The sequence below is a fragment of the Mycobacterium sp. DHQP2018-32-09 genome, from assembly GCF_058148405.1.
Genome location: NZ_JBYVYK010000044.1, coordinates 1 through 26,164, shown reverse-complemented (window position 1 = coordinate 26,164; position 26,164 = coordinate 1). Strand labels below are relative to the sequence as shown.

At 65.6% G+C, this 26,164-nt stretch carries 26 protein-coding genes; 14 read left to right on the top strand and 12 right to left on the bottom strand.

Annotated features, from left to right (window positions below):
- Positions 1 to 10: 10 nt before the first annotated feature.
- From AC30CM_RS20135 to AC30CM_RS20125, 3 genes are read right to left on the bottom strand one after another with little or no spacing between them, the layout of a single operon-like run.
- Positions 11 to 775, bottom strand: a complete 765-nt coding sequence (locus AC30CM_RS20135) for an SDR family oxidoreductase (RefSeq protein ID WP_490118680.1) — start codon at positions 773 to 775, stop codon at positions 11 to 13.
- The gene (locus AC30CM_RS20130; RefSeq protein ID WP_490118679.1) at positions 768 to 1,127 is read right to left on the bottom strand and encodes a nuclear transport factor 2 family protein; all 360 of its coding nucleotides are present in this window, start codon (positions 1,125 to 1,127) and stop codon (positions 768 to 770) included. The genes AC30CM_RS20135 and AC30CM_RS20130 overlap by 8 nt, the downstream gene beginning before the upstream one ends.
- A gap of 12 nt (positions 1,128 to 1,139) precedes the next feature.
- A complete protein-coding gene (locus tag AC30CM_RS20125; protein ID WP_490118678.1) occupies positions 1,140 to 1,610 on the bottom strand; it encodes an SRPBCC family protein in 471 nt (156 codons plus the stop codon).
- Positions 1,611 to 1,833: 223 nt separating this feature from the next.
- Between AC30CM_RS20125 and AC30CM_RS20120 the strand changes: the two genes are divergently transcribed.
- Genes AC30CM_RS20120 through AC30CM_RS20100 form a run of 5 tightly spaced genes read left to right on the top strand, consistent with a single transcriptional unit; the run spans position 1,834 to position 7,454 of the window.
- Positions 1,834 to 2,922, top strand: coding sequence for an aromatic ring-hydroxylating dioxygenase subunit alpha (locus AC30CM_RS20120; RefSeq protein ID WP_490118677.1), 1,089 nt, complete (start codon positions 1,834 to 1,836; stop codon positions 2,920 to 2,922).
- 11 nt (positions 2,923 to 2,933) lie between these two features.
- Positions 2,934 to 3,932, top strand: coding sequence for a PDR/VanB family oxidoreductase (locus AC30CM_RS20115; RefSeq protein WP_490118676.1), 999 nt, complete (start codon positions 2,934 to 2,936; stop codon positions 3,930 to 3,932).
- Positions 3,929 to 5,428: an aldehyde dehydrogenase family protein gene (locus AC30CM_RS20110; protein WP_490118675.1), complete on the top strand. Its 1,500-nt coding sequence runs from the start codon at positions 3,929 to 3,931 to the stop codon at positions 5,426 to 5,428. Before AC30CM_RS20115 ends, AC30CM_RS20110 begins: the two co-directional genes overlap by 4 nt.
- Positions 5,425 to 6,669 (top strand): flavin-dependent oxidoreductase, encoded by a 1,245-nt coding sequence (locus AC30CM_RS20105; RefSeq protein WP_490118674.1) that lies wholly within the window; start codon positions 5,425 to 5,427, stop codon positions 6,667 to 6,669. The genes AC30CM_RS20110 and AC30CM_RS20105 overlap by 4 nt, the downstream gene beginning before the upstream one ends.
- A gap of 5 nt (positions 6,670 to 6,674) precedes the next feature.
- Positions 6,675 to 7,454 carry an SDR family NAD(P)-dependent oxidoreductase gene (locus tag AC30CM_RS20100; protein WP_490118673.1) on the top strand — a complete coding sequence of 260 codons (780 nt, stop codon included), beginning with the start codon at positions 6,675 to 6,677 and terminating at the stop codon, positions 7,452 to 7,454.
- A gap of 19 nt (positions 7,455 to 7,473) precedes the next feature.
- On the opposite strand, the gene AC30CM_RS20095 is transcribed toward AC30CM_RS20100, so the two are convergent.
- The gene (locus tag AC30CM_RS20095) at positions 7,474 to 8,223 is read right to left on the bottom strand and encodes a GntR family transcriptional regulator (RefSeq protein ID WP_490118672.1); all 750 of its coding nucleotides are present in this window, start codon (positions 8,221 to 8,223) and stop codon (positions 7,474 to 7,476) included.
- Between the two features lie 262 nt (positions 8,224 to 8,485).
- Positions 8,486 to 9,340, bottom strand: a complete 855-nt coding sequence (locus AC30CM_RS20090; protein WP_490118671.1) for an SDR family NAD(P)-dependent oxidoreductase — start codon at positions 9,338 to 9,340, stop codon at positions 8,486 to 8,488.
- Between the two features lie 210 nt (positions 9,341 to 9,550).
- Between AC30CM_RS20090 and AC30CM_RS20085 the strand changes: the two genes are divergently transcribed.
- On the top strand, positions 9,551 to 10,120 hold the full coding sequence (locus AC30CM_RS20085) for a TetR/AcrR family transcriptional regulator (RefSeq protein WP_490118670.1): 570 nt from the start codon (positions 9,551 to 9,553) through the stop codon (positions 10,118 to 10,120).
- 333 nt (positions 10,121 to 10,453) lie between these two features.
- Here the strand turns inward: AC30CM_RS20085 and AC30CM_RS20080 are convergent, their stop codons facing one another.
- On the bottom strand, positions 10,454 to 11,596 hold the full coding sequence (locus tag AC30CM_RS20080) for a hypothetical protein (protein WP_490118669.1): 1,143 nt from the start codon (positions 11,594 to 11,596) through the stop codon (positions 10,454 to 10,456).
- Between the two features lie 658 nt (positions 11,597 to 12,254).
- Here AC30CM_RS20080 and AC30CM_RS20075 point away from each other — a divergent pair.
- The 3 genes from AC30CM_RS20075 to AC30CM_RS20065 all read left to right on the top strand — a co-directional run bounded on the left by AC30CM_RS20075 (position 12,255) and on the right by AC30CM_RS20065 (position 15,512).
- Positions 12,255 to 13,136 (top strand): alpha/beta fold hydrolase, encoded by an 882-nt coding sequence (locus AC30CM_RS20075; protein ID WP_490118668.1) that lies wholly within the window; start codon positions 12,255 to 12,257, stop codon positions 13,134 to 13,136.
- A 323-nt stretch (positions 13,137 to 13,459) separates the two neighbouring features.
- Positions 13,460 to 14,101 (top strand): SGNH/GDSL hydrolase family protein, encoded by a 642-nt coding sequence (locus tag AC30CM_RS20070; RefSeq protein ID WP_490118667.1) that lies wholly within the window; start codon positions 13,460 to 13,462, stop codon positions 14,099 to 14,101.
- Positions 14,102 to 14,156: 55 nt separating this feature from the next.
- Positions 14,157 to 15,512 (top strand): dihydrolipoyl dehydrogenase family protein, encoded by a 1,356-nt coding sequence (locus tag AC30CM_RS20065; RefSeq protein WP_490118666.1) that lies wholly within the window; start codon positions 14,157 to 14,159, stop codon positions 15,510 to 15,512.
- A gap of 52 nt (positions 15,513 to 15,564) precedes the next feature.
- Here AC30CM_RS20065 and AC30CM_RS20060 read toward each other — a convergent pair whose 3' ends face one another.
- Positions 15,565 to 16,500 (bottom strand): LysR family transcriptional regulator, encoded by a 936-nt coding sequence (locus AC30CM_RS20060; protein WP_490118665.1) that lies wholly within the window; start codon positions 16,498 to 16,500, stop codon positions 15,565 to 15,567.
- 182 nt (positions 16,501 to 16,682) lie between these two features.
- Between AC30CM_RS20060 and AC30CM_RS20055 the strand changes: the two genes are divergently transcribed.
- Positions 16,683 to 17,300, top strand: a complete 618-nt coding sequence (locus tag AC30CM_RS20055) for a TetR/AcrR family transcriptional regulator (RefSeq protein ID WP_490118664.1) — start codon at positions 16,683 to 16,685, stop codon at positions 17,298 to 17,300.
- A 415-nt stretch (positions 17,301 to 17,715) separates the two neighbouring features.
- Here the strand turns inward: AC30CM_RS20055 and AC30CM_RS20050 are convergent, their stop codons facing one another.
- The 4 genes from AC30CM_RS20050 to AC30CM_RS20035 form a co-directional block, all read right to left on the bottom strand.
- A complete protein-coding gene (locus tag AC30CM_RS20050) occupies positions 17,716 to 19,221 on the bottom strand; it encodes a hypothetical protein (protein ID WP_490118663.1) in 1,506 nt (501 codons plus the stop codon).
- Positions 19,222 to 19,234: 13 nt separating this feature from the next.
- Positions 19,235 to 19,411: a hypothetical protein gene (locus AC30CM_RS20045; protein ID WP_490118662.1), complete on the bottom strand. Its 177-nt coding sequence runs from the start codon at positions 19,409 to 19,411 to the stop codon at positions 19,235 to 19,237.
- A gap of 131 nt (positions 19,412 to 19,542) precedes the next feature.
- Positions 19,543 to 20,451 carry an ImmA/IrrE family metallo-endopeptidase gene (locus AC30CM_RS20040; RefSeq protein ID WP_490118661.1) on the bottom strand — a complete coding sequence of 303 codons (909 nt, stop codon included), beginning with the start codon at positions 20,449 to 20,451 and terminating at the stop codon, positions 19,543 to 19,545.
- Between the two features lie 16 nt (positions 20,452 to 20,467).
- Positions 20,468 to 20,806: a helix-turn-helix domain-containing protein gene (locus tag AC30CM_RS20035; protein WP_490118660.1), complete on the bottom strand. Its 339-nt coding sequence runs from the start codon at positions 20,804 to 20,806 to the stop codon at positions 20,468 to 20,470.
- A gap of 132 nt (positions 20,807 to 20,938) precedes the next feature.
- Between AC30CM_RS20035 and AC30CM_RS20030 the strand changes: the two genes are divergently transcribed.
- From AC30CM_RS20030 to AC30CM_RS20015, 4 genes are all read left to right on the top strand, one after another.
- Positions 20,939 to 21,364 (top strand): hypothetical protein, encoded by a 426-nt coding sequence (locus tag AC30CM_RS20030; protein ID WP_490118659.1) that lies wholly within the window; start codon positions 20,939 to 20,941, stop codon positions 21,362 to 21,364.
- Positions 21,365 to 21,366: 2 nt separating this feature from the next.
- Positions 21,367 to 21,741, top strand: a complete 375-nt coding sequence (locus AC30CM_RS20025; RefSeq protein ID WP_490118658.1) for a hypothetical protein — start codon at positions 21,367 to 21,369, stop codon at positions 21,739 to 21,741.
- Between the two features lie 4 nt (positions 21,742 to 21,745).
- On the top strand, positions 21,746 to 23,245 hold the full coding sequence (locus AC30CM_RS20020; protein WP_490118657.1) for a ThiF family adenylyltransferase: 1,500 nt from the start codon (positions 21,746 to 21,748) through the stop codon (positions 23,243 to 23,245).
- Between the two features lie 322 nt (positions 23,246 to 23,567).
- The gene (locus AC30CM_RS20015; protein WP_490118656.1) at positions 23,568 to 24,962 is read left to right on the top strand and encodes an FAD-dependent oxidoreductase; all 1,395 of its coding nucleotides are present in this window, start codon (positions 23,568 to 23,570) and stop codon (positions 24,960 to 24,962) included.
- A 250-nt stretch (positions 24,963 to 25,212) separates the two neighbouring features.
- Here AC30CM_RS20015 and AC30CM_RS20010 read toward each other — a convergent pair whose 3' ends face one another.
- Positions 25,213 to 26,037, bottom strand: a complete 825-nt coding sequence (locus AC30CM_RS20010; protein ID WP_490118655.1) for a hypothetical protein — start codon at positions 26,035 to 26,037, stop codon at positions 25,213 to 25,215.
- Between the last annotated feature and the right edge of the window lie 127 nt (positions 26,038 to 26,164).

Here is a 26,164-nt window from a genome sequence, read left to right as displayed (position 1 = left end):
TTCTCCTTGGTCATGCGGCGGTGTATCCGCCGTCGATGCTCAGTGCGGTTCCCGTGACGAACGCCGACGCGGACGAACTGAGCCACAGCACGCCCGCGACGATCTCGTCGACGGCGGCGATACGGCCGATCGGATGTGCGCGGTACATGTCGGACATGAAGTCGGGGTTGGCGGCGGCGACTTCGTCGATCATGGCCGTCTGCACCACTCCGGGGCAGACCGCGTTGATCCGTACGCCCAGAGCCGAGTACTCCAGTGCGGCGGCCTTGGTCAGTCCGATGACGCCGTGCTTGGATGCGACGTAGGACGCCTGCCGGGGTAGGGCGACCTGTCCCAGCGCCGAGGCGGTGTTCACGATGGATCCGCCACCGCGGGCGAGCAGCGCGGGCAGCTCCGCGCGCATACACTGCCACACTCCGGTCAGGTTCACGTCGATGACGCGGTGCCAGTCCTGGTCGGTCATGTCGGCGACGGCCCGGCCGGCGGCCTCGACGCCGGCGTTGTTGAAGGCGATGTCCAACCCGCCGAAGGCGTCCACCGCGACGCCGACCATCGCGGCCACCGAATCGGCGTCGGCTACGTCGGTGGCGACGAAGCGCGCCTTGGCGCCGGCGGGCAGGTCGTCGAGCGTGGCGGCTCCCGCCGCCGCGTCACGATCGGCGATGACGACCGACACGCCCTGTGCGACTAAGGCGCTGACACAGGCTCGGCCGATGCCGTTGGCGCCGCCGGTGACCACGGCGACCTTGCCCGCGAGTTCGGGGTAGTCAGGCATAGACCGGCGCCAGGTCGAAGTACACCCGGTAGTTGTCGATCTTGCCCGAGGGGTCGACGTGCCACATGGTGGCGACCGGGATGGTGACCTCGCCGCCGTCGTGACGGCGGTAGGTGACGCTCAGTTCGATGACGGTGTCCGCGCCGACCGTCCATTCGTTGACGATGGTGTGCTGCAACCCGGCGATGGTGTCGTAGAAACATCCCACGCCGTGGCGTATCTCGTCCGCGCCGACGAGGGCCGGCCGATTGGCGAAGACCAGCGATCCGCGTTCGGTGAACAGGTCGCCGAGGGACTGCAGGTCCATCGCGTCGACGATCGCGAAGACCTTCGCCGCTGTCGGTACCGTCATGGCGTCCACCGCCTAGCTCAGGACCGACGTGTCGGCGTTGACGATGCGCTCGCGCACGGCCTGCAGGGTGGTGTGGACGGCGTCGAGGTAGTCGGACTGCATCTGCTCGCCGAATGCCGCTTCCTCGGCGCTGCCCTCGGCGATCCCGTCGACGACGAGTCGGAAGCTGAACTTGAGGACGTCGTTGCCCGCCTCGTCGATGCAGATCTCGTTGTCGATCGTTCCGCGCGCGCTGCCGTGGGTCCGGACGAAGTGCACCAGCTTCTTCGGATAGAAGGTGACGACTTCGCGGACGGGACCCACGTGCTCGATGTCGCGGACCAGACCGCCCTCGAAGCGGTCGACGACCGTGCACGCACTGATCGCCTTGACGTAAGGCAGGGGGTTCTCGGCCTTTTCGACGAGCCCGGCCCACACGTCGTCCACGGTCAGAGCGGGTTGCAGGCCGTCGTCGAGGGGGATCGTGCGGCTGATGTCGATCATGGTGGCTCCTGGGTTCATAGGGTCGGTCCGGTGCGGCGCGCCGCTCGGGCGAGGTTGTGATGCAGGACACCGTAACCCACCTCACGCCAATGTGTCTACACTTTGGCGGGCCCGGATCCCGATTGGTCACGGCCCTTGTGCGATCGCGCTAATGTGTATACTCTTTGGGGCGGACGTGATCCGGCCCACATCGGCTGGACCCCCGAATCGGAAGGCTCAGACCATGACCACGGTCGAATCGCGCAGCTCCACCACCATCAAGACGCAACCCGCACCGGGTAACGGCTGGTATGCCGCCGCCTGGGACCGTGAGGTCGGCCGCACCCCAACCGCGCTGCGCGTCAACGGAACTCCGCTGGTGCTCTACCGGACGGAGGACGGTCGGGCGGTGGCGCTGGCCGACGCCTGCTGGCATCGTCTGGCGCCCCTGTCCTTGGGCAAGCTCGTCGGCCGCGACGGCATTCGCTGCCCGTACCACGGCATCGTGTACAACTCCGCCGGCCGCTGCACGTCCATGCCCGCCCAGGAGGTGCTCAACCCCAGCGCCACCGTGCCGTCCTACCCCGTGGTGGAACGGCATCGATTCGTGTGGGTCTGGCTGGGCGATCCCTACCTCGCCAAGCCCGACGACGTACCCGACATGCACCAGATGGACGAGTGGGCCGGTGACGGGGAAACCATTGCGCTGCAATGCAACTTCCAGCTCGTCCTCGACAACCTGATGGACCTCACCCACGAGGAGTTCCTGCACACCAGCAGCATCGGAGGCGAGAACATCAGCACCTCGGAGTTCGACGTCGTGCACGACGGTCGCAGCGTCACGCTCACCAGGTGGATGATCGACGTCCCCCCGGTGCCGTTCATGCGGGCTCAGATGCGCAACAAGTTCCCCGGCTTCGAGGGCAACGTCGACCGCTGGCAGATCATCCACTACCAGTACCCGTCGACCATCTGCATCGACGTCGGCGTCGCCAAGACCGGTACCGGAGCGCCGCAGGGGGATCGAAGCCAGGGCATCAACGGCTACGTGATGAACACCATCACCCCCGAGACCGACACCACGTGCCGCTACCACTGGGCGTGGATGCGCAACTACCTGACCGACAGCCAGCTGCTGACAACGCAGATCCGCGACGGCATCCGGCATGTGTTCACCGAGGACACCGCCATGCTGCAAGCCCAGCAGAAGGCCATCGACGCCAACCCCGACTACGAGTTCTACAACCTCAACATCGACGCAGGCGGCATGTGGATTCGCCGGCTGCTCACCCGCCAACTGGAGGCCGAAGGACGCCTCCACCCGCAGAACTGACGGGTCGACCCATGGCTACCACCAACAGGGAAGTCTGGCAAGTCGGCACCGTCGTCGAAACGCGCGACATCGCCACCGGCATTCGCCGAATCGTCATCGACGTCCCGAATCCGGTTCCCGCTCAACCCGGTTCGCACATCGACGTCGCCGTCCACCTCGACGGACGCCGCGACACCCGGTCCTACTCGGTGATCGAATCCCACGACGGCGGCAGGCGACTGGCCATCAGCGTTCTGCGGGCGCCGAACTCCCGCGGCGGATCGGTCCTCATGCACTCGCTGACGGTGGGCGCCTCCATCGAGCTGACCCAACCGCTGCAGAACTTCCCACTGCGCGTCGGCGCACCGAGCTACCTGCTCCTCGCCGGCGGCATCGGGATCACGGCGGTCGCCGAGATGGCGCGAGTGCTGCAACACCTGGGCGCCGACTACTCTCTCGTGTACGTCGGGCGCTCACGGCAGGCGATGGCCTACCTGTCCGCGCTACAGGAACGCCACGGCGACAGGCTCGTCGTCCACGTGGACGACGAAGGCACCTCCCTCGACACCGCTGAGCTGGTCAGCACCGTCGACCACGACACCGAGCTGTACATGTGCGGCCCGATCCGGTTGATGGACGCCGTCCGGCGGAGCTGGGCCGACGCCGACCTGCCCGCCTCGAACCTGCGCTACGAAACCTTCGGCAACAGCGGGTGGTTCGAGGCAGAGGAGTTCATCGTGCGCATCCCGCGCCTGCAGGTGGAAACCCGTGTGACGACGCATCAGTCGATGCTGCAGGCCCTCGAAGGCGCCGGCGTCGACATGATGTCGGACTGCCGCAAGGGGGAGTGCGGCCTGTGCGAGGTGAAGTTGCTCGGGGTGGACGGCGTCGTCGATCACCGCGACGTCTTCTACAGCGCCCGTCAGCGTGAGGCCAACCGCAGAATGTGCTGTTGCGTCTCACGGGTCACCCGGTCCTCGGCATCCGCGGCGGCCGGCGAGACGCCGGTCCTGACGATCGACGTCTCATGACCGCCGTCGACCAGGCCGCCACGGTCACGATCCCGCTGCTGATCGACGGACACGACGTCGACGGCCCGATCACCGAAGTCCGCAATCCGGCCCGGCTCACCCAGAGCGTCGGCGGCTACGCCACCGGAGACCGCACGACGGTCGACGCCGCGGTGGCCGCGGCCGCCGCCGCGTTCGCCGACTGGTCGGCACGGCCAGCGCACGACCGAGCCGCCGCCCTCACGGTGACCGCCGACGCCATCGACACCGACCTCACGGCCCTGTCCACGTTGCTCACCCGCGAGCACGGCAAGATCCTCGCCGACGCGAGCGCCGAGATCGCCAACACGGCGCGAACTCTGCGCTACTACGCCGGACTGGCCGACTACGCGTCTCGGGAATCGATCACCGAGGACCACCGGGGCCGCATCGTCGAACGCCGGGCCGCCATGGGAGTGGTCGCCGTCATCGTGCCGTGGAACTACCCCGTGCTCCTCGCAACACTGATGATCGCGCCGGCGCTGATGGCCGGCAACACCGTCGTGGTCAAACTGCCCGACAACTCGCCGCTGGCGCTGGCCCTGGTGCTGCGCCGGCTCGCCGCGGCCCTCGAACCCGGTGTGCTCAACGTCGTCGCCGGTTCCGGTCAGGACGTCGGAGCCGCACTGACCACCCACCCGTGCATACGCAAGGTCAGCTTCACCGGGAGCACCGCCACCGGCCGCGCCATCATGCGCGACGCCAGCGTCAACCTCAAGAACCTGAGCCTGGAGCTGGGCGGCAACGACCCCGCCATCGTTCTCGACAGCGCCACCGTCACACCGCAATTAGTCGACGAGCTGGTGCGCGGGGCCTTCACCAGCAGCGGACAGGTGTGCTACGCACCCAAACGGCTGTACGTGCACCGCGACCTGTTCGACGAATTCACCGAAGCCTTCACCGCCGCGACCGACACGCTGATCGTCGGAGACGGACTCGATCCCGCGGTCAGGATGGGACCGGTCAACAACGCCCAGCAACACCAGACCGTGACCGACCTGATCGAGGCGAGCCGTCGCGAGGGCGCCCGAGTCACCGAAGTCGGGCAGTTTCGCAGGTGCGACCCCGACGACGGCTACTTCCTCCGGCCCACCGTCGTAACCGGACTGGACCAGCAATCGCCACTGGTGCAACAGGAACAGTTCGGTCCCGTGGTGCCCATCCTCGGCTTCGACACCGAGGACGAGGCCATCGCCCTGGCCAACGACAGCGAGTACGGGCTCGCAGCCTCGGTCTGGTCCGACGACGCCGAGCACGCCTTCCAGGTCGGGAGGCGCATCCAGGCGGGTTCGGTCTTCGTCAACATCCACCGCGTCGGCGCATCGGACCCCTCTATGCCCTTCGGGGGTTTCAAGCAGAGCGGCATCGGCCGCGGTCACGGCGAGATCGCGCTCGACGAGTCCACCGAAGTGCAGATCCTCGCCGACCGAATCGACATGCACGCCAACACACCCCATCCGAAGAAGGCGCAGCCATGACCACGTCCACAAAGCCCATCACCATCATCGGAGCCGGAATCGGCGGCCTGACACTGGCCTTGGAGCTGCACGCCGCGGGTATCCCGTGCCGCATCTACGAGGCGGCACCTGAACTGCGCCCCCTGGGGGTGGGCATCAACATCCTGCCGCACGCCACTGCGGTGCTCGCCGAACTCGGCGCATTGGAACGGCTGGAGGCCATCGCCGTCGAAACGCGGGAGTCCTCGTTCTACAACCGGTTCGGTCAGCACATCTACACCGAGCCCGCCGGCCGGTACGCAAGCTATCCCACACCGCAGTTGTCGATCCATCGCGGACACCTGCAGCTGACACTGGCTGAGATCGTCAGGGAACGATTGGGCGCCGACGCCATCGTCGGGGACCATCAGTGCCTCGGCATCGAGCAGGACGGCTCCGATGTGACCGCTCGGTTCCGGTCGGTGGCGACCGGTCAGCCACGGGAGCCCGTCACCGGAAGTGCCGTGATCGGTTGCGATGGCGTGCATTCGGCGATCCGCAAACAGTTCCATCCCGACGAGGGCGCACCGCGCTACTCCGGCGTACTGATGTGGCGCGGAACGACGGTCGGTCAACCGTTCCTCTCCGGAGCGACCATGGTGCGCGCCGGCTGGTTGCGCGACGGCAAGCTCGTCATCTATCCGATCCGCGACAACCCCGATGGCACCCAACTGATCAACTGGGTCGCCGAGATCGAGCGCCCCTATTCCGGTGACCGCGACTGGGGGAAGCCGGGTGACCCCGCCGACTTCGCCCCCGCCTTCGCGGACTGGGCGTTCGACTGGCTGGACGTGCCGGCCCTGCTGCGCGGTGCCGATACGGTGCTCGAATACCCCATGGTGGACCAGGATCCCCTGGAGTCGTGGACCGTAGGACGGGCGACGCTGCTCGGCGACGCGGCTCACCCCATGGTGCCGCGAGGCTCCAACGGTGCCGGGCAGGCCATCCTCGACGCGCAATCCCTGCGCCGCGCGCTGCAGTCCGAGAAGGACATCCCCAGTGCGCTGTTGGCCTATGAAGCCGACCGCAGACCCAAGACGTCGGCCGTGGTGTTGACCAACCGCGCCACGCCACCGGACGCGATCCTCAAAGAGGTCTGGGAACGCACCGGCGACACACCGTTCGGCCACATCGACGACGTCATCACGGCGGCAGAGCTGGACGGCATCGCGGCGCGCTATCGGCAGGTGGCCGGCTTCTCCCTACCCGACGCGGCGCGGTGACCCCGATGACGAATCCCCACGACCAGGACTCCGTCACCGGATCGGTCATCATCGTCACCGGCGGCGCCCGAGGCATCGGAGCCGACCTGGTGTCCCACCTAGCCGGCCGGTGCGCCAGAGTCGTCGTGGCCGACGTGCTCGCAGACGACGGCGCAGCGCTAGCGGCCACACTTGGCGAACGCGGCGGGGAAGCGGTTTTTCACCGCACCGACGTCGTCGACCCGGACTCGGTGCGGTCCCTCGCCGAGGCGACGGTCGACAGGTACGGGCGGATCGATGCCCTGGTCAACAACGCCGCCATTTACGAAAGCCTCGGCGCCAAGCGGCATTTCGCGGACATCCCCGTCGACGAGTGGGACCGGGTGATGGCCGTCAACGCCAAAGGCGTGTGGTTGGCCACCGCCGCGGTGTATCCGGTGATGAAGGCGCAGGACTATGGCCGCGTCGTCAACATCGCCTCGGCCACCGTGCACGCCGGCGTTCCGTTCTTCGCGCACTACACCGCGTCCAAGGGTGCCGTCATCGCGATGACACGGTCCATCGCCAAGGAGGTCGGACGCGACGGAATCACCGTCAATGCCGTTGCACCCGGACTCGTCGACAACGAATCCTCAGCGGCACTCAACGACACGTCGTACTTTCCGACGCTGGAACGCCAACGCGCCATCCCCCGTGCGATGACACCGTCTGACCTCACCGGGTCCATCACGTTCCTGTGTTCCCCGGCCAGCGGCTTCATCACCGGCCAGACACTGATCGTCGACGGAGGCCTGGTCTTCTCGTGAGCGAGGTAGGTCGCGGGGCTTAGACGGAGCCGCCAGCGCACATCTTCAGTGACTCCGCCACCGTGAGTGCCTCGAACCCGTCGTCGAGATCAGCCAACACGGTTGTGGCGGTGTGCGCGAGATGGCGAGCCATCAGCGCACCTGCTGTGTCCGCCGCACCGGCGACCAGCGCGCCGAGTATCTGCTCGTGCTCGGCCTCTGCGACGGCGAAGGCGTCCGCGTGCGCCTGCTGACCGAAACGCACGTATCGTTCCGTGCGTTCGGAATAGGACAGGATGATTCCCGCTAACGGTGCGCCGGCTCGCGCGGTACACAGAGTGTGGAACCGCCTGTGCGCCGTAACCCATTCGGTCATGTCGGCTGCGCGCTTGGTTCTACGCATCCGCCGAAGGCACTCCTTCGCCTCTGCGACCTCCGTGTCGGTCAAGTGCCCCGCCGTGATCCGAGCCCCAAGCGCTTCCAGCGAGATCCTCACGCCGTAGAGCTGATCGACCTCACCGGCGTCCAACGCCCGAACAACCGCACGCTGATTGAGCGCAACGTCGATCAACCCCTCCTGCTGCAACATGCGGAAAGCCTCCCGCATCGGAATGCGACTGACGTTGAAGCGACGCGCCAGGTCGGCCTGGTTCAATTCGGTGCCCGGCGCAATGGCGCCGTCGTTGATGAGGCGACGCAGGTGGGTGTGCAACTGCGCGCTTGTCTCACGGGGATTCTCGAGGGCGGGAATCACCAGATCGTCGAGCGCCGCGTCAACGCGAACCGGCATGTCGATTCCTCCGAACGAGCCGTCACCGCAAGCGGCCCGGCCTACGATTGATAGTGTATACACAGTAGCAGCTCGCGTGTGTTGCCGCTGACTGTCGCCGTCGGCGACGACGCACCGTGACGGTCGACATGCGCGACGTGTGCCATCGCAGAGATGATCGTCAGCGACCGACTCCGGTGCTGCGCGCACCGATTCCCGCGGCGAGCTCGTACGCGCACCCCAGCTCCGACACCCGCCCACCGTCGAGCCGGCCCCCACCTGGTCAGGCGGGGTAGTCGACCGGATAGGGCTGCGAGAAATCCGCGGACCGGCCGACGTCCGCCCACTTGCGGTCCTCGGCGAGCAGGAACTCGTCCTGACGGATCGACCCCTCCACGGCGTTCACCCCCAGCGGCAGGTGATACGGCAGGTCGTCCCGGCGGGACAACCCGACCAGGATCGCCGCGGCGCGCGCGGGGTCGCCCGCGCTGATCGCCTCCGAACGGCGCCGCTCGTTCATCGCCCCCACCGTCTCGGCGTAAGCGTCGGGAACGTTGGCGATCTGCATCGACGAGCCCGCCCAGTCGGTGGCGAAGCCGCTCGGCTCCACCACCAGCACCCTGATCCCGAACGGCGCGGTCTCGGTCTGCAGCACCCTGGAGAACCCGTCGAGGGCGAACTTGGCCGCCTGATACGACGCGATGCCGGCGGACCCGCCGACCCGGCCACCCATCGAGGAGAACTGGATGATCAATCCGCCCCCCTGTGCGCGCAGCACCGGGATGGCGGCTTTCGAGACGTGGTAGACACCCCAGAAGTTCGTCTCGAACTGAGCGCGGAAGTCCGCCTCGTCGCCGGTTTCGATGGGCGCGACGTTAGCGTAGCCGGCGTTGTTGACCACGACGTCGATGCGACCGAAGTGCTCTCGGGCGGCATCGACGGCGGATGCCACGGCAGCGGCGTCGGTGACGTCCAGCGGCAACGCGATGATGCGTTCCCCGTACTCGGCCACCAGATCGTCGAGCTGCTCGGGGCGTCGGGCGGTGGCGGCGATGGTGTCACCGGCGCCGAGTGCTGCCCGTACCAGTGCGCGGCCGAATCCCCGTGAGGATCCCGTGATGAACCAGACCTTGCTCATGTCGTTCTCTCCATATCTGCGGATGGGTGGACCGGCGAGGGTGGCGGCGGTGCAGTGGGTTGCAGCCCCACGCGTCCGTCATGAGAACAGAAGATGCTTCCCCTGCGGGCTGGCCGCTGGGACAATAACTGAGAGTGAAACTATCATATAGTGTGGAACGGGTTGGCGGACACTCTATTCCCGTGCGTGCCCAGTCAGGGAGGGGTGCGTGTGCGCCGTGATGCCACGAACAACCGGGAGAGACTTATCGCCGCGGCCGAAGAGGTCTTCGCCCAACGGGGACCAACGGCAACGCTCGACGACGTTGCTGCGGCCGCCGGGGTGGGTCCGGCCACGCTGTACCGCCGGTTCGCCAACAAGGACGCTCTGGTCCGGGAGGTCCTCTCGGCGTTCTTTCAGCGCCTCATCGATGCCGCCGAGATCGCGGAGCAGGCACCCGCGGAAGACGGTGTGGAGCTCTTTCTGCGGACCGTCGGGGTCGAACTGGCGGAGAAGTCGGGGCTGTCGGCTCCGGTTTGGGGCGATCTCGCACCCCGCGACCTGGTGAAGGAACTGCGCCGCCGGGCAGCCGAGCTCCTCACTCGAGCTCAGACCGCCGGGGCGGTGCGCGCCGACCTGACGCCGGACGACATCACCATCGCCGTGTGGGCGTTGCGCGGGGTCGTGCAATCCGAACGGATCGACCCGGCGCACCGCGGCAGGCGGCGCTGGGAACGCCACCTGGACACCATCATGCGAGGGTTCAGCCCCGACAGCGCTGGGTCGTCGTCCGAGTCGTGAGGTGGACCGAGATTCAGCCATGTTGTCGGTCTCAGTCGAAAAGACCGCCGCCGCAGCCGTTCAACGACACAACCGGGTAGAGACGCCACGTGCGGTGGCGACGATGGCGCAGCCGCTGCGGATGGGCGCAGGCGGCCCTGTGTAGGTGTGCTCGCTCGGGCGCACGGTGACATCGGCACTCCTCTATCGGTCCGGGTGCGATCGTGTCGTCAATGAAAAAACCCACCTGCGCCCTGAGCCGGCACCCTCGGGTGATTCTCGGTGGCCACCGACCGTCGAACCATCCGCCCCGGCCCAGCGTCCTGGTGCGCCATGTGCTCCACCGGATCAAGCTCACACGAGGCATCGCCCCACAATCAGTACCGTCGCGACCAGTGTCGTCCCAGTGGTCATCGCGACGACGTTGCCGATGAACGGATGGAAGTCTGCGGGCAGTCGACGGGCGATCGCTGCTGCCAGCGGCGGTCCGACCAATGCGCCGAGGACCGCGCCGACCACGATGGACTGCAGCGAGCCGCCCCACATGAGGACGGTTGCCGGAGCGATGGAGACCACCGGGACGAAGCTGGGGTACCAGCCGTACTTGGCCCACTGTCGGTGCCACAGCGTTACCGAAAGCGCAGAAGTCATGATCTGCACGGCCAGCACCCGCGGCAGCAGCTCGCCGGCACCGCTGGCCAATGCGGGGGATAGGAGAAACGAAAGCACGGTGCCCAAAAGGAGTGCAGCGCCCGCCCATTCGTTTCCGATGAACTGCGCCTCGGTGAAATCGGCGAGTATGCGGCGAGCCAACCACTTCGGCCCCTGCGGCGCAGTGTCTTCGAATGTGTGTGGTGACCTCGAATGGCAGCGGGGCACGGCGATCAGCCGTACGGGCATCCACGGAAAATGACGACACAGTGCGAAGGCGATGAGCGCACTGACCCACATCCCCGTGGTGGCACCGATGACGTTGGGCAGTCCCAACGGACGACAGCCGAAATTCACGACTGCAAGTGCGATCGGTGTGGTCAGGCTCGCGCCTAGTACGGCACCGGTGAGCAACACCGGCGTACCGCCACCGTAGATCAGCACGACCGCGGCTGGCACCGAGGCGAATGGGACGAACGTGGGCTGCCAGATTCCGGACGCGGCGATCGTCCAGCCCCACGCCAAGTTGCTGAACACCAACCCCACAGCTGCGCTGCCCAGCGCCCAAGGGAACAATCCGGTGCCGGACGAGACGGGGAACCCGGCCCGGCGGCTCTCCTGCACATGACCGCGGTGCGCGGCGTATCCGCCGAGCAGCATGAGGGCGCCGGCCAGTGCTGCGTGAGCGAAGCCCGGCTCGGTGGTGTCGCCGAGTGTCCACAGAAGGGAGGCCACGACATCCGTGTAGTTGCCATTCCAGGTCGCGGCTGCTGAGAGTGACTTCGCTATCGACGCCTGCAGGAACTGGAGACCCATCAACAGCACCATCGCCAGACCGACGATCACCGCGGCGCTTGACCACAGGGTCGCCGGCCGAGATCGCGGTCGTGAGTTCGGCGGGGCGGACGCGGCCCCATTGCGGCCCGGAGTCGGGGGGGTCACCGCGGCGAGACATCGCGTGAAGTCCGCGTCCGCTCATTGGCTCGACCAGTGCAGGCCATTGAGCTGAACTGGCGAGGGCGCCTCTGGTGTTCGGGAGCGTCCTCGGCGGATTGTGCGCTGCGCGTGGCGGTCTGCAGTTGGCGCGGTGGCTGGGATGGTCGCGAATGGGCCATCGCCGAACCCCTCCACTCGATAAGTGGCTCCCCGCGCCGACTGCCGACCGCGGTGCAGAGTCGTGCCACGGCACCCGTGCACCGCCGGTCATCACACTGCGTCGTGTGAGTCTGCACGCGAGCGTGATCGCGGTAAAGACCCAGTATGCGATCGCTGCCATGGGCTTTGACGATCAATTTCCCTGAGGCATGGTTTCAACCCGCCATGTCATCCTGGGGACCACACGCATCCTGCGACTGCTCTGCCGGGCGCAGGGGGTTGCGTTGTGCGCGGCGTTGTTTGATCGGTGTGGGCGATGGCTGCAATGGGGTTTTCCGTCTTGCCATGCGTGACCGCTGCCGTGCAGCCTTGAGCGCGCAATCATGTATCGAGTTCGAGAAGGCGTCCCGTGAACCCATTCAGTACCCGCTATCACACCGTGACCATCGATGGTCAACAGGTCTTCTACCGCGAAGCCGGCGACCCCACGAAACCGACAGTGCTGCTGCTTCACGGCTTTCCGTCCAGTTCCCACATGTTCCGGAACCTGATTCAGTCCCTGTCTGACGAGTTTCATCTGGTCGCCCCCGACCACGTCGGATTCGGTCGCTCATCAATGCCCTCGGTGAACCAATTCACCTACAGCTTCGACCGACTGACGGAAATCACGGAGAAACTGATCGACCACCTCGGGCTGGAGCGCTTTGCGATCTACATCCACGACTACGGCGCGCCGATCGGCTTGCGCATCGCCACCGCCCGCCCCGAACGCATCACCGCCATCGTCAGCCAAAGCGGGAATGCCTACATGGAGGGCTTCACCCCGTTCTGGGACGTGCTGTTCGCTCACGCGCAGGACCGCGCCGCCAATGAAGACGCCGTGCGCGAGTACTTGACCGCCGACAAGACACGGTGGCAGTACACCCATGGGGTGCCCGCGGACCGCCTCGACCGCATCGCCCCGGAGACGTGGCTGCTCGATCAAGCCGGTCTGGACCGCCGCGGCAACGACGCCATCCAGCTCCAGCTGTTCTGGGACTACCAGTTCAACCTGGATGGCTACCCCAAGTTCCAGGAGTACTTCCGAACCCACCAACCGCCGCTGCTGGTTACCTGGGGCAAGAACGACGAAATCTTCGGGGCCCCGGGCGCCGAGGCGTATCGCAAGGATCTGCCGAACGGCGAAATTCACCTGCTCGACGCGGGGCACTTCGCGTTGGAAACGCACGGCGACGAGATCAGTGACTACATACGGCGCTTTCTGAACCGTCTCGACGACAACGAGCGATGACCGGCGGCCCTGTCGTCCCCCCCGGCTCGGCGGGGGATGACGGGACCGATGCGCAGGGTCCCGCTACCAGAACAGTGGACTCGTTGTGCTCATCGGAGCGCGAACGCACCGTCGTGGGCACTCCGGTGCCCGATGACGCGTGTCGGAGATGCTCCGCAGTTCACCGCGATTCCGACCCGTCCCACCGCCGTCCGATCGCACGTCCCGGCGAAGCAATTCGCGAAGGCGTTGTCGCACAACTACTGGCGAACAGAGACTTCCGGGTAGCGCTGGCGGCCCTGCGTCTCCCCGGCGGAAACCGTGTCGGGGTCCTCGGCGCTTCCATGAGCGTTGATGCTGTCCATTGGGTCGCGCTGCTGAGCGACGTATTGGCGGCGGCACGACCTGATGTCGAACTCGTCAATCACTGCACGATCGACTGCACCACAGCCGAGGCGCTCGTGGCCTTGCCGGGGCTCTTATCGCAGCGCCCCCACCATATTCTGATCTTGCTCGGGGTCCACGACGCTCGCCGCCACGGCGTCACCTCTGGCGTCCTGCGGGTCTCGACGGCGGAAACGCACCGCAACCTGTCAGCACTGCGAGCCATGGCCCAAGTCGATGCCCGCGTGGGGACGACGCTGATCACCCCTCCGCCAGCTCATCCACGCCGCAAGCAGATTGCCGATTCCTACTGGCTGGCAGAGGATCTGAGCAGCGTAGCCAACATCGTCAGGAGCATCGACCCCGACGCGATCTGTCTCCGTACCGGTACACCGCCGAGCCGCGACTACTGGCTGGCCGACGGCGTACACCCGTCGGCGGTCGGACACACCGACATCGTCCGCAGGATCATCACCCACTTCAGTCGGCCACATCAGCCTGAGGGGAGTTGTCGAACTCGACGAGCAGACGCAGCGCCGTGTCAGCCGCAACGCGCCCCAACGATGGCAGCCAACACCCCGTCAGTAGCCTCGCGTGCCTGAAGGACGGATTCGCCGTGGGGGTTCGACCCGTGCCTACGACAGAAGAATTCGGCTGATGGCGGCACAGAAGCGTATCGAGGCCGACGTGATCGTCATCGGCTTCGGAACAAGCGGCAAGACAGTCGCCGCGACGCTGGGCCGGCAGGGTACGCGTGTCGTGATGGTCGAGCGCTCAGATCGCATGTACGGCGGGATATCCGCCAACGTCGGCTGTGTGCTCACCGCATCGATGGCCTTTCACTCCGAAAAGGGCAGTGCTGCAACTGAAGAAGCATATTCATCGGCGTTGCAGGCCACTGCCGAGCTGAGCGCGGAGATTCGCTCTGACGCCTTCACCTTGCTCGATGCGTTTCCGGGAGTCGAAGTCCTGACAAGGATCGCGAGCTTCGTCGATCCGCACACCGTCGAAGTTCAGCTGCGATCTTCGACCGTGATCGTCACGGGCCCCACCATCGTCATCGCAACCGGATCCGAACCCATCTGGCCCAACGTTCCTGGGTTGCGCGGCAATTCACGCGCGTTGACCAGTGCGGAGTCGCTCTCCGCTGTGAAAACGCCTCGTAGGATCGCCGTGCTCGGCGGTGGGTATGTCGGGCTTGAATTCGCCGCGATGTATGCCGCCTACGGCAGCGAGGTCACCGTTCTCGAGCGACGGTCGGCGATCCTCGAATCCGAGGACGACGACGTCGTTGATTGTGCAGCGCAGGCTTTGGCGAAGGCCGGCGTGGAGTTGATCACCGCGGCGACGCTGACCGCCGTCGATGGGCCGGCCGTCACCTATCAGGTAGACGGCGCGACCGCGAGCGTGCAGGCCGACACCATCCTGGTCGCCGCGGGGCGGCGGGCGATGACTGCGGAATTGAATCTGCGCAATGCCGCCATCGTTACGCGGGCTGATGACTCCATCGTGGTCGACGATCATCTGCGTACCAGCCAATCTCACGTGTTCGCCGTCGGCGACGTCAATGGCGGACCCCAATTCACCTGCATCTCACTCGACGACTGTCGGATCGTGTTGGACCAGTTGATCGGTGACGGCACCCGCCACACCGCGGACCGTCGCGCCGTGCCGTACGTCCTGTTCGTCACTCCGCCGCTGGCGCGTGTCGGGATCACCGAACGCGACGCCAGACGATCCGGATATCAGGTGAAGGTGGCCGCCCTCCCCGTCGTTGCTATCCCGCGCGCGCGGGTTGCACGCCAGTCCAGCGGCCTGATGAAGGTCGTCGTCGATGCCGACACCGACCTCGTGCTAGGCGCCGCGCTCCTCGGTTACGACTCCCAGGAGGTCATCAACACACTCGCCTTGGCCATGCGCCACAGCGTCACGGCTAGTGAACTGCGAGAGGGGATCTACTCTCATCCGTCGATGACGGAAGCGCTCAATCAGCTCCTCGGTGCGCTCACCTAGGTCGCGTGCCGACATGGCAGAACTGACACGCACCGCTTTACGTAGCGTGCCGTCAAGAAGCTTCGCTGCGCCTCGGCTCGTTGGTCAGTCTGACCATTCCTGGAGGCAGGTCGCCGTTCAAGGCCAACCGGACAAATCGGCCCACCGCGGGATTGGCGGCCCGGCCGGGGGCCCAGTGCAGCATGAAGGGGACGGCCTGCCGTGGTGTGACGGGTGTCCTTGTGGCTGTGCCGTCTGTTACTGCTACCGACGCCGTCGTGAGGATCCAGTCCACGTCCGACTGCGCCGGCCATTTCCAAGCAGCCAGATCGGTGTCGTCGAGTTCAACGATCCTGGGGCGTACCCCCGCGGCGCGAAGCACCTGCTTCTGCGCCTCGGTCCACGCGGGGAACAAAGCCTCACTGTGCATCCCGAGCGTTTCAGCGCCCAGATCCGACAGAGTGACAGCTTCACGCACTGCAAGGCGGTGTCCAGGACGCAATCCCACCAGCCACGGCTCGCCGCAATACACCGCGCTGACCACGCCCATCATCGCGGGCACAGGGCCACAGGTGATCGCGACATCAACGGTGTCGTCGGCAACCGCCCGTTCCAGGTCGTAAGGCCACATGCGACGGACCTGCAGTTCGACATCGGGAGCGTCGGCATGCAACGCCGCGGCGAGATGAGGGGTCAGCACGGGCGCAACGGGCGGGGCGATTCCGAGGCGTACGATCCCAACGTCGCCGTCGGCCCACTGGTGCATCGCTGCGACCGCTGCGCCGGCCTGTTCGAGGATCAGCTTGGCTCGTTGAAGCATCTCCACTCCGGCGTTGGTCAATGCCACCCGCCGCGACGTGCGCGTCAGCAACGTGGCGCCCACTTCGCGCTCCAACCGCCGAACCAGGTCGCTGAGGGTGGGCTGGCCGATGTGCAGACTCTCAGCAGCACGGCCGAAGTGCAACTCCGTCGCGACGGCAACGAACGCGTCCAGCTGGCGCAACTCCATCCCCGCAACTTACTTGTCTGTATTCAGACAAGCAAGACTTGTGGTGGTGCCAGCGGGGGACTATCGTCGCAGCATGACGCCGGTCTCTGCGAACGTGGGTGTCCGCAGCCTGCGGTGTACGTCGGTCATGGGTGGGGAGTTCAACGGCTCACACCAGTGCAAGCGGTTGTAGTTTGTCACCGATGACCAAGGCTAAGCAGCGCCGCACTCAACGCGAGCGTGTCGATGAGTCCTCTCGGCGGCTGGCCGCAGCGGCCATCGAACTCATCGTCGAGAAGGGATATGCCAACACGACGGCGAAGGACATCGGGCTGCGGGCCGGATACAGCCGGGCGATGGTGGCCGAACGCTTCGGCAGCAAGGAGGCGCTTCTGGACGCGGTGTTGAGCGAGTACGAGAGCCGCATCGACGTCGGCGTCGCCGCAGATGCAACCGGGTTCGACAAAGCCATCGCGCCGGTCGATGCCGTCTGCCAGTTCGTCGCCGACGACCCCACATTTCTGCGGGCCATGTTCATCCTCAACTTCGAAGCGGTCCACGACGCCGGAGCGCTACGCGAGCGAATCAGACAGTGGCTATTGGGCGTACGCCAATCAATCGCTGAGGGTCTTCGCGCCGGCATGGCCGACGATTCCATCACTGTTGAGGTCGATGCCGACGACTTCAGCCGAGAGATCCTCACCACCGGAATCGGCTACTGCTATTGGTGGGTAGTGCTGCCGGATCACATCGACTTTCCGTCAACTCTATCCCGGTGGCGGGAACGCGTCGCCGAATCCCTTGCGCCACAGAAGCAATGACGTCGTTTCCGGTGTGATACGAGCACCACGGCGGTGGCCCGACAAGATGCGATGGCCCGACTCCTCGCTCTCTCACGTCTGACCGGCCGCCGTCCAGCTCGGCCTAGGCCTGTGAACATGACCGACGGCTGATCGGATCAACGAACGACCCGGCAGAGGCCATCCTCGCAGCTCGACGAACTGCTCAATCGATGCCTGAGTGCCGTCGAAAGACGTTGAGCGGCAACTTCGAGTCGGTCTCGTCCGGCGTTCGGTGCCAGTCGGAGTGCAGCAGAGCTCGGCTGTCGGCGTGACGCCGAGTCAACAGAGCCTGGACGCTAGGAGCCACCCGTAGGTTGGTCGTCCAATGTGGCCGGTCCTGAATTGATTGCGACGTCGACGCGGGTCGGTCGGCGCGTCCGGAACCGTCTTGCGGTCACGGGCGGCCAACCCCGCCGCTTTCATACGGCTGGGCGTTTCCGGTGATGGGAAACCGGACGTCGCCGTTGGTCTGCTGTAGCCACATCACCCCATGGATGTGAAGCGCAAGCTCTTGTGGGGCATGGTCTGATGACGTCGCGTCGAGCACTGCCTCACCCACTACGCAGGGCCGTCCAGCTTTGCGTAGCTGTCGGTCGATGGCTTCCACCACCCAAATGAAGCGCGGTAGGCGGGCCAGGCGGTATTCGTTTTGGATCGCTGCGGATACGCCCCTGGCGGCGAGGCCTGCTTTGAAGCCGTTGGAGCGGATGGCGTAGGTGCGCAGTGCCAACTGCTTGGCGTCGATGAGATCCTGCAGCGGGGTGAAGGGGAAAGGGCGGCCTGCGACGCTTGCGATTTGGTCTGAGGCATTGAGCAGGAACTGCCCGCCCTTTCGCTCGGCCGCTTCGGGAGCCAGCCAGAGCTTGTCTGGCACGGGCACGTGCATGGTGCGCCACGGTCCGTAGGTCTTGCCCGTACGTTGGTCGACGTCGTTGAGGACATCGTTGAGAACGAGATACGGGCCGGCTTGGTCGTCGTGGCGAATGAATTCGATCCAGCCGGGTTTCGGTTGTTGAGCACGGCGGTAGCCGCACAGAATGAAGGCGTGGTTGTGAGTACCGATCAAGATGGGGTTTCCGGAGTTCAAGTGCCGGCACGCGACAGCGACGATCCGATGGTCCCACGTTCCGGCCAAGTGAGGTGGGCCGGTGGGATCGGGCGACTGCCACGGCAACTGCGGGCTGGGCAAGTCGCCTACGAGGTAGTACATCGCAGGAATTTCGAATGTGCGAAATAGTTCGCTGAGCTGGGTCACGGTGAGCCCTCCGGTCGGGAGGGCGCGGTTCGGTTGCAAGCTGGCGTCGGCCTTCAGTGAGAAGTCGGCCTTGGTGCGCCTGGCCGTGTCGCCGCGCAGGAAGGCGGTGAAGTGGCACATCCATGCCGCTGCCTGCGCGCAGGCGCCGAGTTGAGCGTCTTGCTGTGCGAACGGCACGCCGCGAACCTGAAATTGCTGCCCGAAGACGTTCACGTGTTCGGTCACCGACGTACGGACAGCCGACTCTAGTTCTGGTGGCGGTGGGAGGAGGGCTCTCGAGACCAGGCCGGTCGCTGCGGGGCGCCCGACGACGTAGCCGATGTAGTCGTGCTCGGCGCCCAACTTCCACAGCGATTGCGTTTCGAGGTGTTTACCGAAGAAGTGCAAGCGGTGAGCAGAGTCGGGGACGTCGGCGAACTGACGGGAATAGTAGGCCGAGAATTCGCTGCGGTAGTCGATGTCGAGGTATCTGGTCTCGATTACGAGGGTTGCGGCGCCGTGCGATCGGGCGACCTCAACGCAGCGCTTCAGCGGTGCGTCGTTCAGCGATTCAAGGTAGCGGGAGAGGGCCGCGTCCCATTCGGCATCTGTGGTGGGGTGGTGGACCTCTGCTGGATCGGGGTCGTTCCAGCCCGCCAGCTGCACAGTTCGTCTTCAGTCAGGCCAGACGCAGACTCGCCGAAGCGGTTTCGGCGTCGCGGCGAAGGTCGGCGAGCTTCGCGAGATCCTCGGTGAGCTTGTGCTTCTCGCTGGCGCTGAGCAGATCGTTCGGGTTGGAGGGCAGCTGAGCGGTCGTGTCGTTGGTGGACAATTGCGGCAGCACTGCTTCAGACATCGGATCTTCCTTCTGCGGCTTGCGTTGTTCAAGCGTACGGCATGTAATCACGTGGGACTGACATCTTCGTACCCACGGGATGGTTGGTGGACTGGACTCGACTGGCCCGGTGGTGGTGTGACTTCGCCGCGTCAGCCCACCACGAGATGCGGCCGAGCTCGGTGGCGCGCGATGAACGATTCCCTGGTGGGCAACCACATCAGCACGAAAACTCGGTAAGTGTTGCTGAGTGACTGAACGTTCACTGTTGTCATCTCGGCATTGCGGTCGGTCACGCCCCAGGAGAGGTTGATGTCAGTCGACCCCGGCAACCCCAAAGGGGCTAGGAAGCCGTGCGTGCGGGAATCGAGCCGGGCGGGAAACCGGTTGGGTCCGTAGCGTCGTGCCCACGACTCGGATTCCACGAGTTCGTAGCGGCGATAGGTCGGCGGAGTGCTGATCAGCGGTGTGGGGTCGATCACCAGCCCGCACACCGGATGGGAACTGGTCTCGACCCAGCGTCGAAAAGTCGAGTGGATCGAGGCACCGAAAAGGGTGGACAACTGCACCGGTGTCGTGATGTCGATCGGGTAGTCGCGCGCCATCCGCGTCAGCAGATCGAGCTGAAACAGCAGTTCAGCGCCTCCCTGGTTGGCTTCGCGTTCGAAAATCAGCTCGACGCTGGGCAACAGCGTGCGTGCGGTGTCGCCGAGAACGAGCAGATCGCGTTGCCAGGGCAGTGCATCGTGCATCGCCTCGTGGCATCTCACGAATTGTCGTTGAGCTGGATGGTCCACCGACGGGTTGACGTGTAGCACTCGTTCCCGCCGGTCGAGGGCTCCACGGATCTTCCGCCCTGCGGCACGCAGGATTCTGCGCAGCTCGAGCGGGGCCTGGGCGATCTTGCTCTCCGACAAGACGTAGTCATCGGACTCGAGTAGTCCGCAACTGGCGATGATGTCGTCGACGGGCGTCGGGAGCCGTTCGGCTACCTCCGCTCTGCGCAGCACCTTTTGCGCGACGTCACGAATGTCGTCGAGGTTGTCCAGCGGCCTGATCACGGTCCTCCGATGCTGCTCAGCGTTGGTCTCGAAGCAGAGCAATGAACGCGGCGACCGCCTTACGTTCCTCGGCACTCAGATCCGAGCTGCTCAAGGCGTGGTCGAAGGTGTTGGCGGCCAGGACGCCGCCCGCTTCAGGCACGACATAGCCGGCCAACTCCATCAGCACGGCATATGGAATATCGAGCACTGCAGAGAGTCGGTGAAGCACGTTCGGATTCGGCTGTTGAACGTCGCCGCCCTCCAGCTTCTGCAGATAAGCGATCGAGATCTTCGCCGGCTCGGCGACCGCCTTCAACGACAGCCCGCGAACTCGTCGGACCTCGCGCAATCGATCGCCCAGCGGGTTACCCATCTCAACCACCCTCTATTTATACCATAGTGGTAATAAGACACCACAGTGTTGACACGAAGTGGAGACATCCACTACGGTGTACTCCAGATACCAGAGTAGACGGTATCGCCTTACGAGGAAAGGACCTCCAGCATGACTGCGCACGACACCCGGATGCGATTCACGCTCGACGATCGCCAGTTCACGACCATCGACGGCGACCAGGAAGCCGCCGCGTTGCTGCGGCTGGCTGGGCGCGACCCGTCTCACTTCGATCTCGCCCGCGTCGACGACGAGGGAGATGAGACGTTCTTCCGCGACAGCGACATCGTGCGGATTCACCCCGGCGACACCTTCGTCAGTCGGGCCCTGCTGCCGTTCACGATCGACGGCATGGGATTCACAACCCACGACGAGGACCAGGAGGTTGCCGCCTTGCTGCAGCTGGCCGGCGTCGACCCCGAGAAGCACCATCTGGCGCGGGTCGGCGAAGCCACGCACCTCAATCCGGCCGAGCTGGTCACGATTCACGCTGGCGACGAGTTCGTCACCGTTCGCCACGCCAGCCCGGTGGCATAGCGGTGACCGACGCCCGCCATGGCCCCGACCGGTTCCTGGCAGACCTCGCCACCGCGGGAGTGCCAGGACACCGGGAGGGACCGGTCATCGTTTACACCGTCGTGCCGGCAACCGGGCCGCTGGCCGGGCACCGGATCGACACGGCAGCCAGCCTGAGCGAACTGCAGTCGTGGCCCACTGTGGTCCCGCACTGGCTGCACTTCCCAGAGGCGATCACCTTCCCGCACACCAATACCGACACCAACGACTGCCTGCCCGGCTGGCTGCGACACTCTCGTGACGTCGGGCAATGGGACACCTCCGCTCCACCCGCCCGTGCGTGGTTGGCCCACGTTCGGGGGGTGCTCAGCGCGGCGACGAAGAGGAATCAGGAGTGAGGCCGTGAAGTACTCAGTGGCCATGACCGAGGCGGTAGCTGAACAAGCGCGCCAACATCTATTACGGTCCGATGGACAAGAAGACGTCTGCCTGGCGACCTACACCGTCTCCACGGGCATGCACCGCACGACGTACCTGCTGACCGCTCTGGTGCTACCCGGAACCGGCGATCGCCTAGTCCACGGCAACGCCTCGTTCACCGGTGAGTACCTACTGCGCGGTGCCGCACACGCCGCCAACCAGAACTGCGGTCTCGCGATGTTGCATTCACACCCAGGTGGAAGCGGCTGGCAGCGACTCAGCTCGACCGACTACGACACCGAACTCGGTTATGCCCACCTCGCCCACCAATACACCAGAGGTCCGCTCCTCGGAATGACACTCGCCGGCGCCGACGACACATGGTCAGCGCGAGTTTGGCAACCGGGGGAGGCATCGCCACACTGGGCTGAAGCCGTTCGCGTCGTCGGCCCCATGCTGAAACCGTCGTGGAACGACGACCTTCGACCGCCGCCACCTCGAACAGCGGCACAGGTGCGCACCGTGTCCGCCTGGCCGGCCAACCAGGAGTCCATCACGCGGTTACGCGTCCTGGTCGTCGGGGTGGGCAGCGTCGGCCTCGATGTAGCCCAACGACTCGCCGCCACCGGCATCACCGACATCGGCGTCATGGACTACGACATCGTCGAAGAGCTGAACCGGGACCGGATGATCGGCGCCACCCGGTCAGACGCTAGTCGCGGCCGCCGCAAAGTCGACGTCGCCTACCGCCAGATGCTCGTCGCGGCAACAGCACGACACCCACGGTTCAAGCGCTACCACATGAGCATCGCCACCCCCGAAGGGCTAGCTCACGCACTCGACTACGACGTCATCGTCTCCTGCGTGGACCGCCCGTGGCCGCGATCGATCCTCAACACCCTTGCCTACGCCGACCTCATCCCGGTGATCGACGGGGGCCTCACCCTGGCCGTCTTCCCCGACGGCCACATGCGCTCAGGCAGTTGGCGCGCCCACACCCTGGTTCCGGGACGGCCCTGCATGGTCTGCACCCGACAACTCAACCCAACCGATATACAACTCGATCGTCAAGGCCTGTTAGACGACCCCCAGTACATCGAGCAGTCCGGCCGCGAAACAGAAGCCGGCGCACCGAATGTGGCCCTCTACTCCGCGTCGGTCAGCGCGGCGCTGCTCGCGCAGTTCGTCAGCCTGACCGTTCACCCCGGCCGCCGCGGTGTCCCGCCACCACTGAGGTACCTACTCTCAACCCACAGCCTGCAGCCACTAACGGACACCACCGGCCCGTTTTGCCAATACGAACTCGACACGGCAATCGGCGATGGTCGAACCCCTTTAGTCCTACCCGAAGCGCCGCCCGAACCAGACAGCGCAACAGGACGACGGAGACGTGTACTTCCTGCCCTGCGATCACGCTGCAGAGGCCTGGGCTCGTCTTTCACGGCGTTACTCCGACGGGTTCCGCACTCAGTCGAGCAGTGATTGCTTCGGACCATGTCGCACGTGCTTCGGGCCGAGGAAATTGGGATTGTCGGCACCCCTGGCTCGGCCCCCACCCGGCCGCGCTGCCACGACAGTCATCTGACTCCTGCCGGGAACCCCCTTCACTCTCCCTGGGTCACCGCACGGTAGGAGGGCGGCTCGCCAGCATAGGCGGGGATCACCGTTGGCCTAACCCGACGTCGGCGGGCGGTGGCCCCAATGGCACGCTTCCCGTCCTAGGTGACTTCGGCCTAGACAATCCTCAAGAACGAGTGGCCACAGTTATCGTCTGCAGCACGCCCCCGATGGCCAGGAGATGCAGATGACTCGAACGACCGACGTCCGTTCCATCGCGGCCGACTTGGCCGCGATCGGCTTCGGCAAGGGCGCCAAGACGCTGGCCGCCGCCCTCGGGCGCAAGGGCCAGCGGGTGGTGATGATCGAGCAGTCCGCGCAGATGTACGGCGGCACCTGCATCAACATCGGGTGCGTCCCGACGAAGTCCCTGGTCTATCAAGCCGAGCAACTCGTCGAGCGCGGCCCCGGCGCCTACCGCCGGGCGGTGCAGAACGAGCTGGCGCTGACCGCGACGCTGCGGGCCGGCAACTTCGCCATGCTCGACAACATCGAGTCGGTGACGGTGCTCACCGGGCGAGCCGAGTTCGTCGACCCGCACACCGTGATGGTCACGCTCGCCGACGGGGGCGGCACCGTGGAGGTGACCGCCGAACACCTCGTCGTCAGCACCGGGTCCGAACCCCGCATTCCCGACGTCCCTGGGCTGGCCGACAGCGGCGTCATGGCCACCAGTACCGACCTGCTCGCGACGCCGGACCTTCCCGGCCGGTTGGTGGTCCTCGGTGGCGGTTACGTGGGCCTGGAGTTCGCGGCGATGTACGCCGCGTACGGCTCGACGGTCACGGTGCTGGAGCGTCACTCCGAGATCCTCGGTCAGGAAGACGACGACGTCGCCGCGTGTGCCCGAGACTTGTTGCGCGACAACGGTGTCACCATCGTGACCGGCGCCGAGGTAGTCGAGGTGCGGACCGGCGGGTCTGCCCCGGCGACGGTGTCCTATCGGCGTGGCGGCGCAGTCGACTCGGTCGAGGCGGACGTGATCCTCCCCGCCGCCGGCCGGCGTCCGGTCATCCATGGTTTGCGGCTGGATGCCGCGGGGATCGAGCTGACGCCGGACGGAGCGGTGGCGGTCGACGAACACCTCCGCACCAGCCAGCCCCACGTGTTCGCAATGGGGGACGTCAACGGCGGACCGCAGTTCACCTACGTGTCCCTCGACGACTACCGCATCGTGGCCGACCAACTCCTCGGATCCGGCACCCGCAGCACGCGGGACCGACGGGCGGTGCCCTACGTGCTCTTCATGACGCCGCCCCTGGCGCGGGTCGGCCTCACCGAGCGCGACGCCCGCGCCTCCGGTCGCGCGGTGCGGGTCGCGGCGATGCCCGTCGCGAAGATGGCGACGGTGCCGCGGGCGCGCATCGTCGACGAGGCGCGGGGGATGATGAAGGTGGTCGTCGACGCCGACGACGACGCGATTCTCGGGGCGGCCCTGCTGAGTTACGACTCCCACGAGGTGATCAACCTGGTGGCCCTGGCCATGCGCCACGGCATCACCGCCACGGCTCTTCGGGACGAGATCTACACCCACCCGTCGATGACCGAGGCGTTCAACCAGCTCCTGGGCGCATTAGCCTGAGCCGTCGCCTGCCGCCGTGCGTGTCCGATCGTCGAAAAGGGTCTCAGGGGCGCGCAAAACTCACCGCACCAGCAAACGACATTCCCACTGCGCGACTTGGCGCGGAGCCCTACAATTCGCTTCCACACGGCGAGGTTGCTCGTCAGACCCGGTGTCCGGACCCTGGCAGTTGCACCCTAGTTACTGACTGCTGGACCTTATTTCGTGCCGCGACGATCGAAATTGAGCCGATCCCGCCAATGTCGTCGCACTACGGGAACACCAGCTCGGTATCCCCGCGAGCGCCGTGAGGCTGACTCGACAACAAATCGCAGAAGGCCGCGATGCTTCTGAATCCGAGACTGGAGGCAGTTCGTTGGGCTGAGAGCAAATACTCGCTTGAACGAATTTCGTCGCGCTCCCATTGTCCACGCAAGGCGTACGCGACGGCGGCGTGAACGGGGAAGGTGCTGTGGCATAGCGGCACAACGATTCGTTGTGCAACATCGACATCGTGGCACTTATAGGCAAGCGCCTGTGCAAGTTCCAAAATGAGCGCCTGACGCCCGAATGGTTTCAGGGGGTCGCTGCGATCTTCGTATTGCAGAGACGACGCCGCGGCGGTGTATCGACCCATGTCGCCGACCAGTCGTAGGGCCGTCAACTGCACGGTCCGCACGTCGACGAGACCGGTACGGTGACCTTCGGCAGCGAATCGTGTTATTGCGCTGTCCAATCGCTCAAGTGCCCGCGCCGAATCACGTTCGTCTGAGTCGGCAAGCATGAGGCAAGATTCGATGTAGTCCGCCCATGCCATCCACCGGCTGTCGGTGATCATTGCGATAGGTCTGAAGTAACTTTCAAATGCCCACCGCAATTCGCTGAATCGTCCTGCCCACACCAAGCTATGACACCAGTGGAACGCCGCAACGCACCGCAGCGCGCTATTGGTTGACCGGCCTTCGCGAGCAGTCGTTCCGGCTTCTTCGATGACATCGGCGACGTTTCCCAGCATCTTCTGCGAGCCCCACCTCAAACCAAGGAGCGCATCCGGTAGTTGATTTCGCCGCGTCAGCCCGTCGGTAAGCCGCACCACTGAACTACCCCAGGTTTTGTTCCTACTCGGGTGCGAGGGCCGGGGTTGGCTGGCTCGCGGGGTGTGAGGTGCCGGTGAGGGCGGCCTCGTACTCAGCTGGTGGAACGTAGCCGAGGGTTTCGTGCAG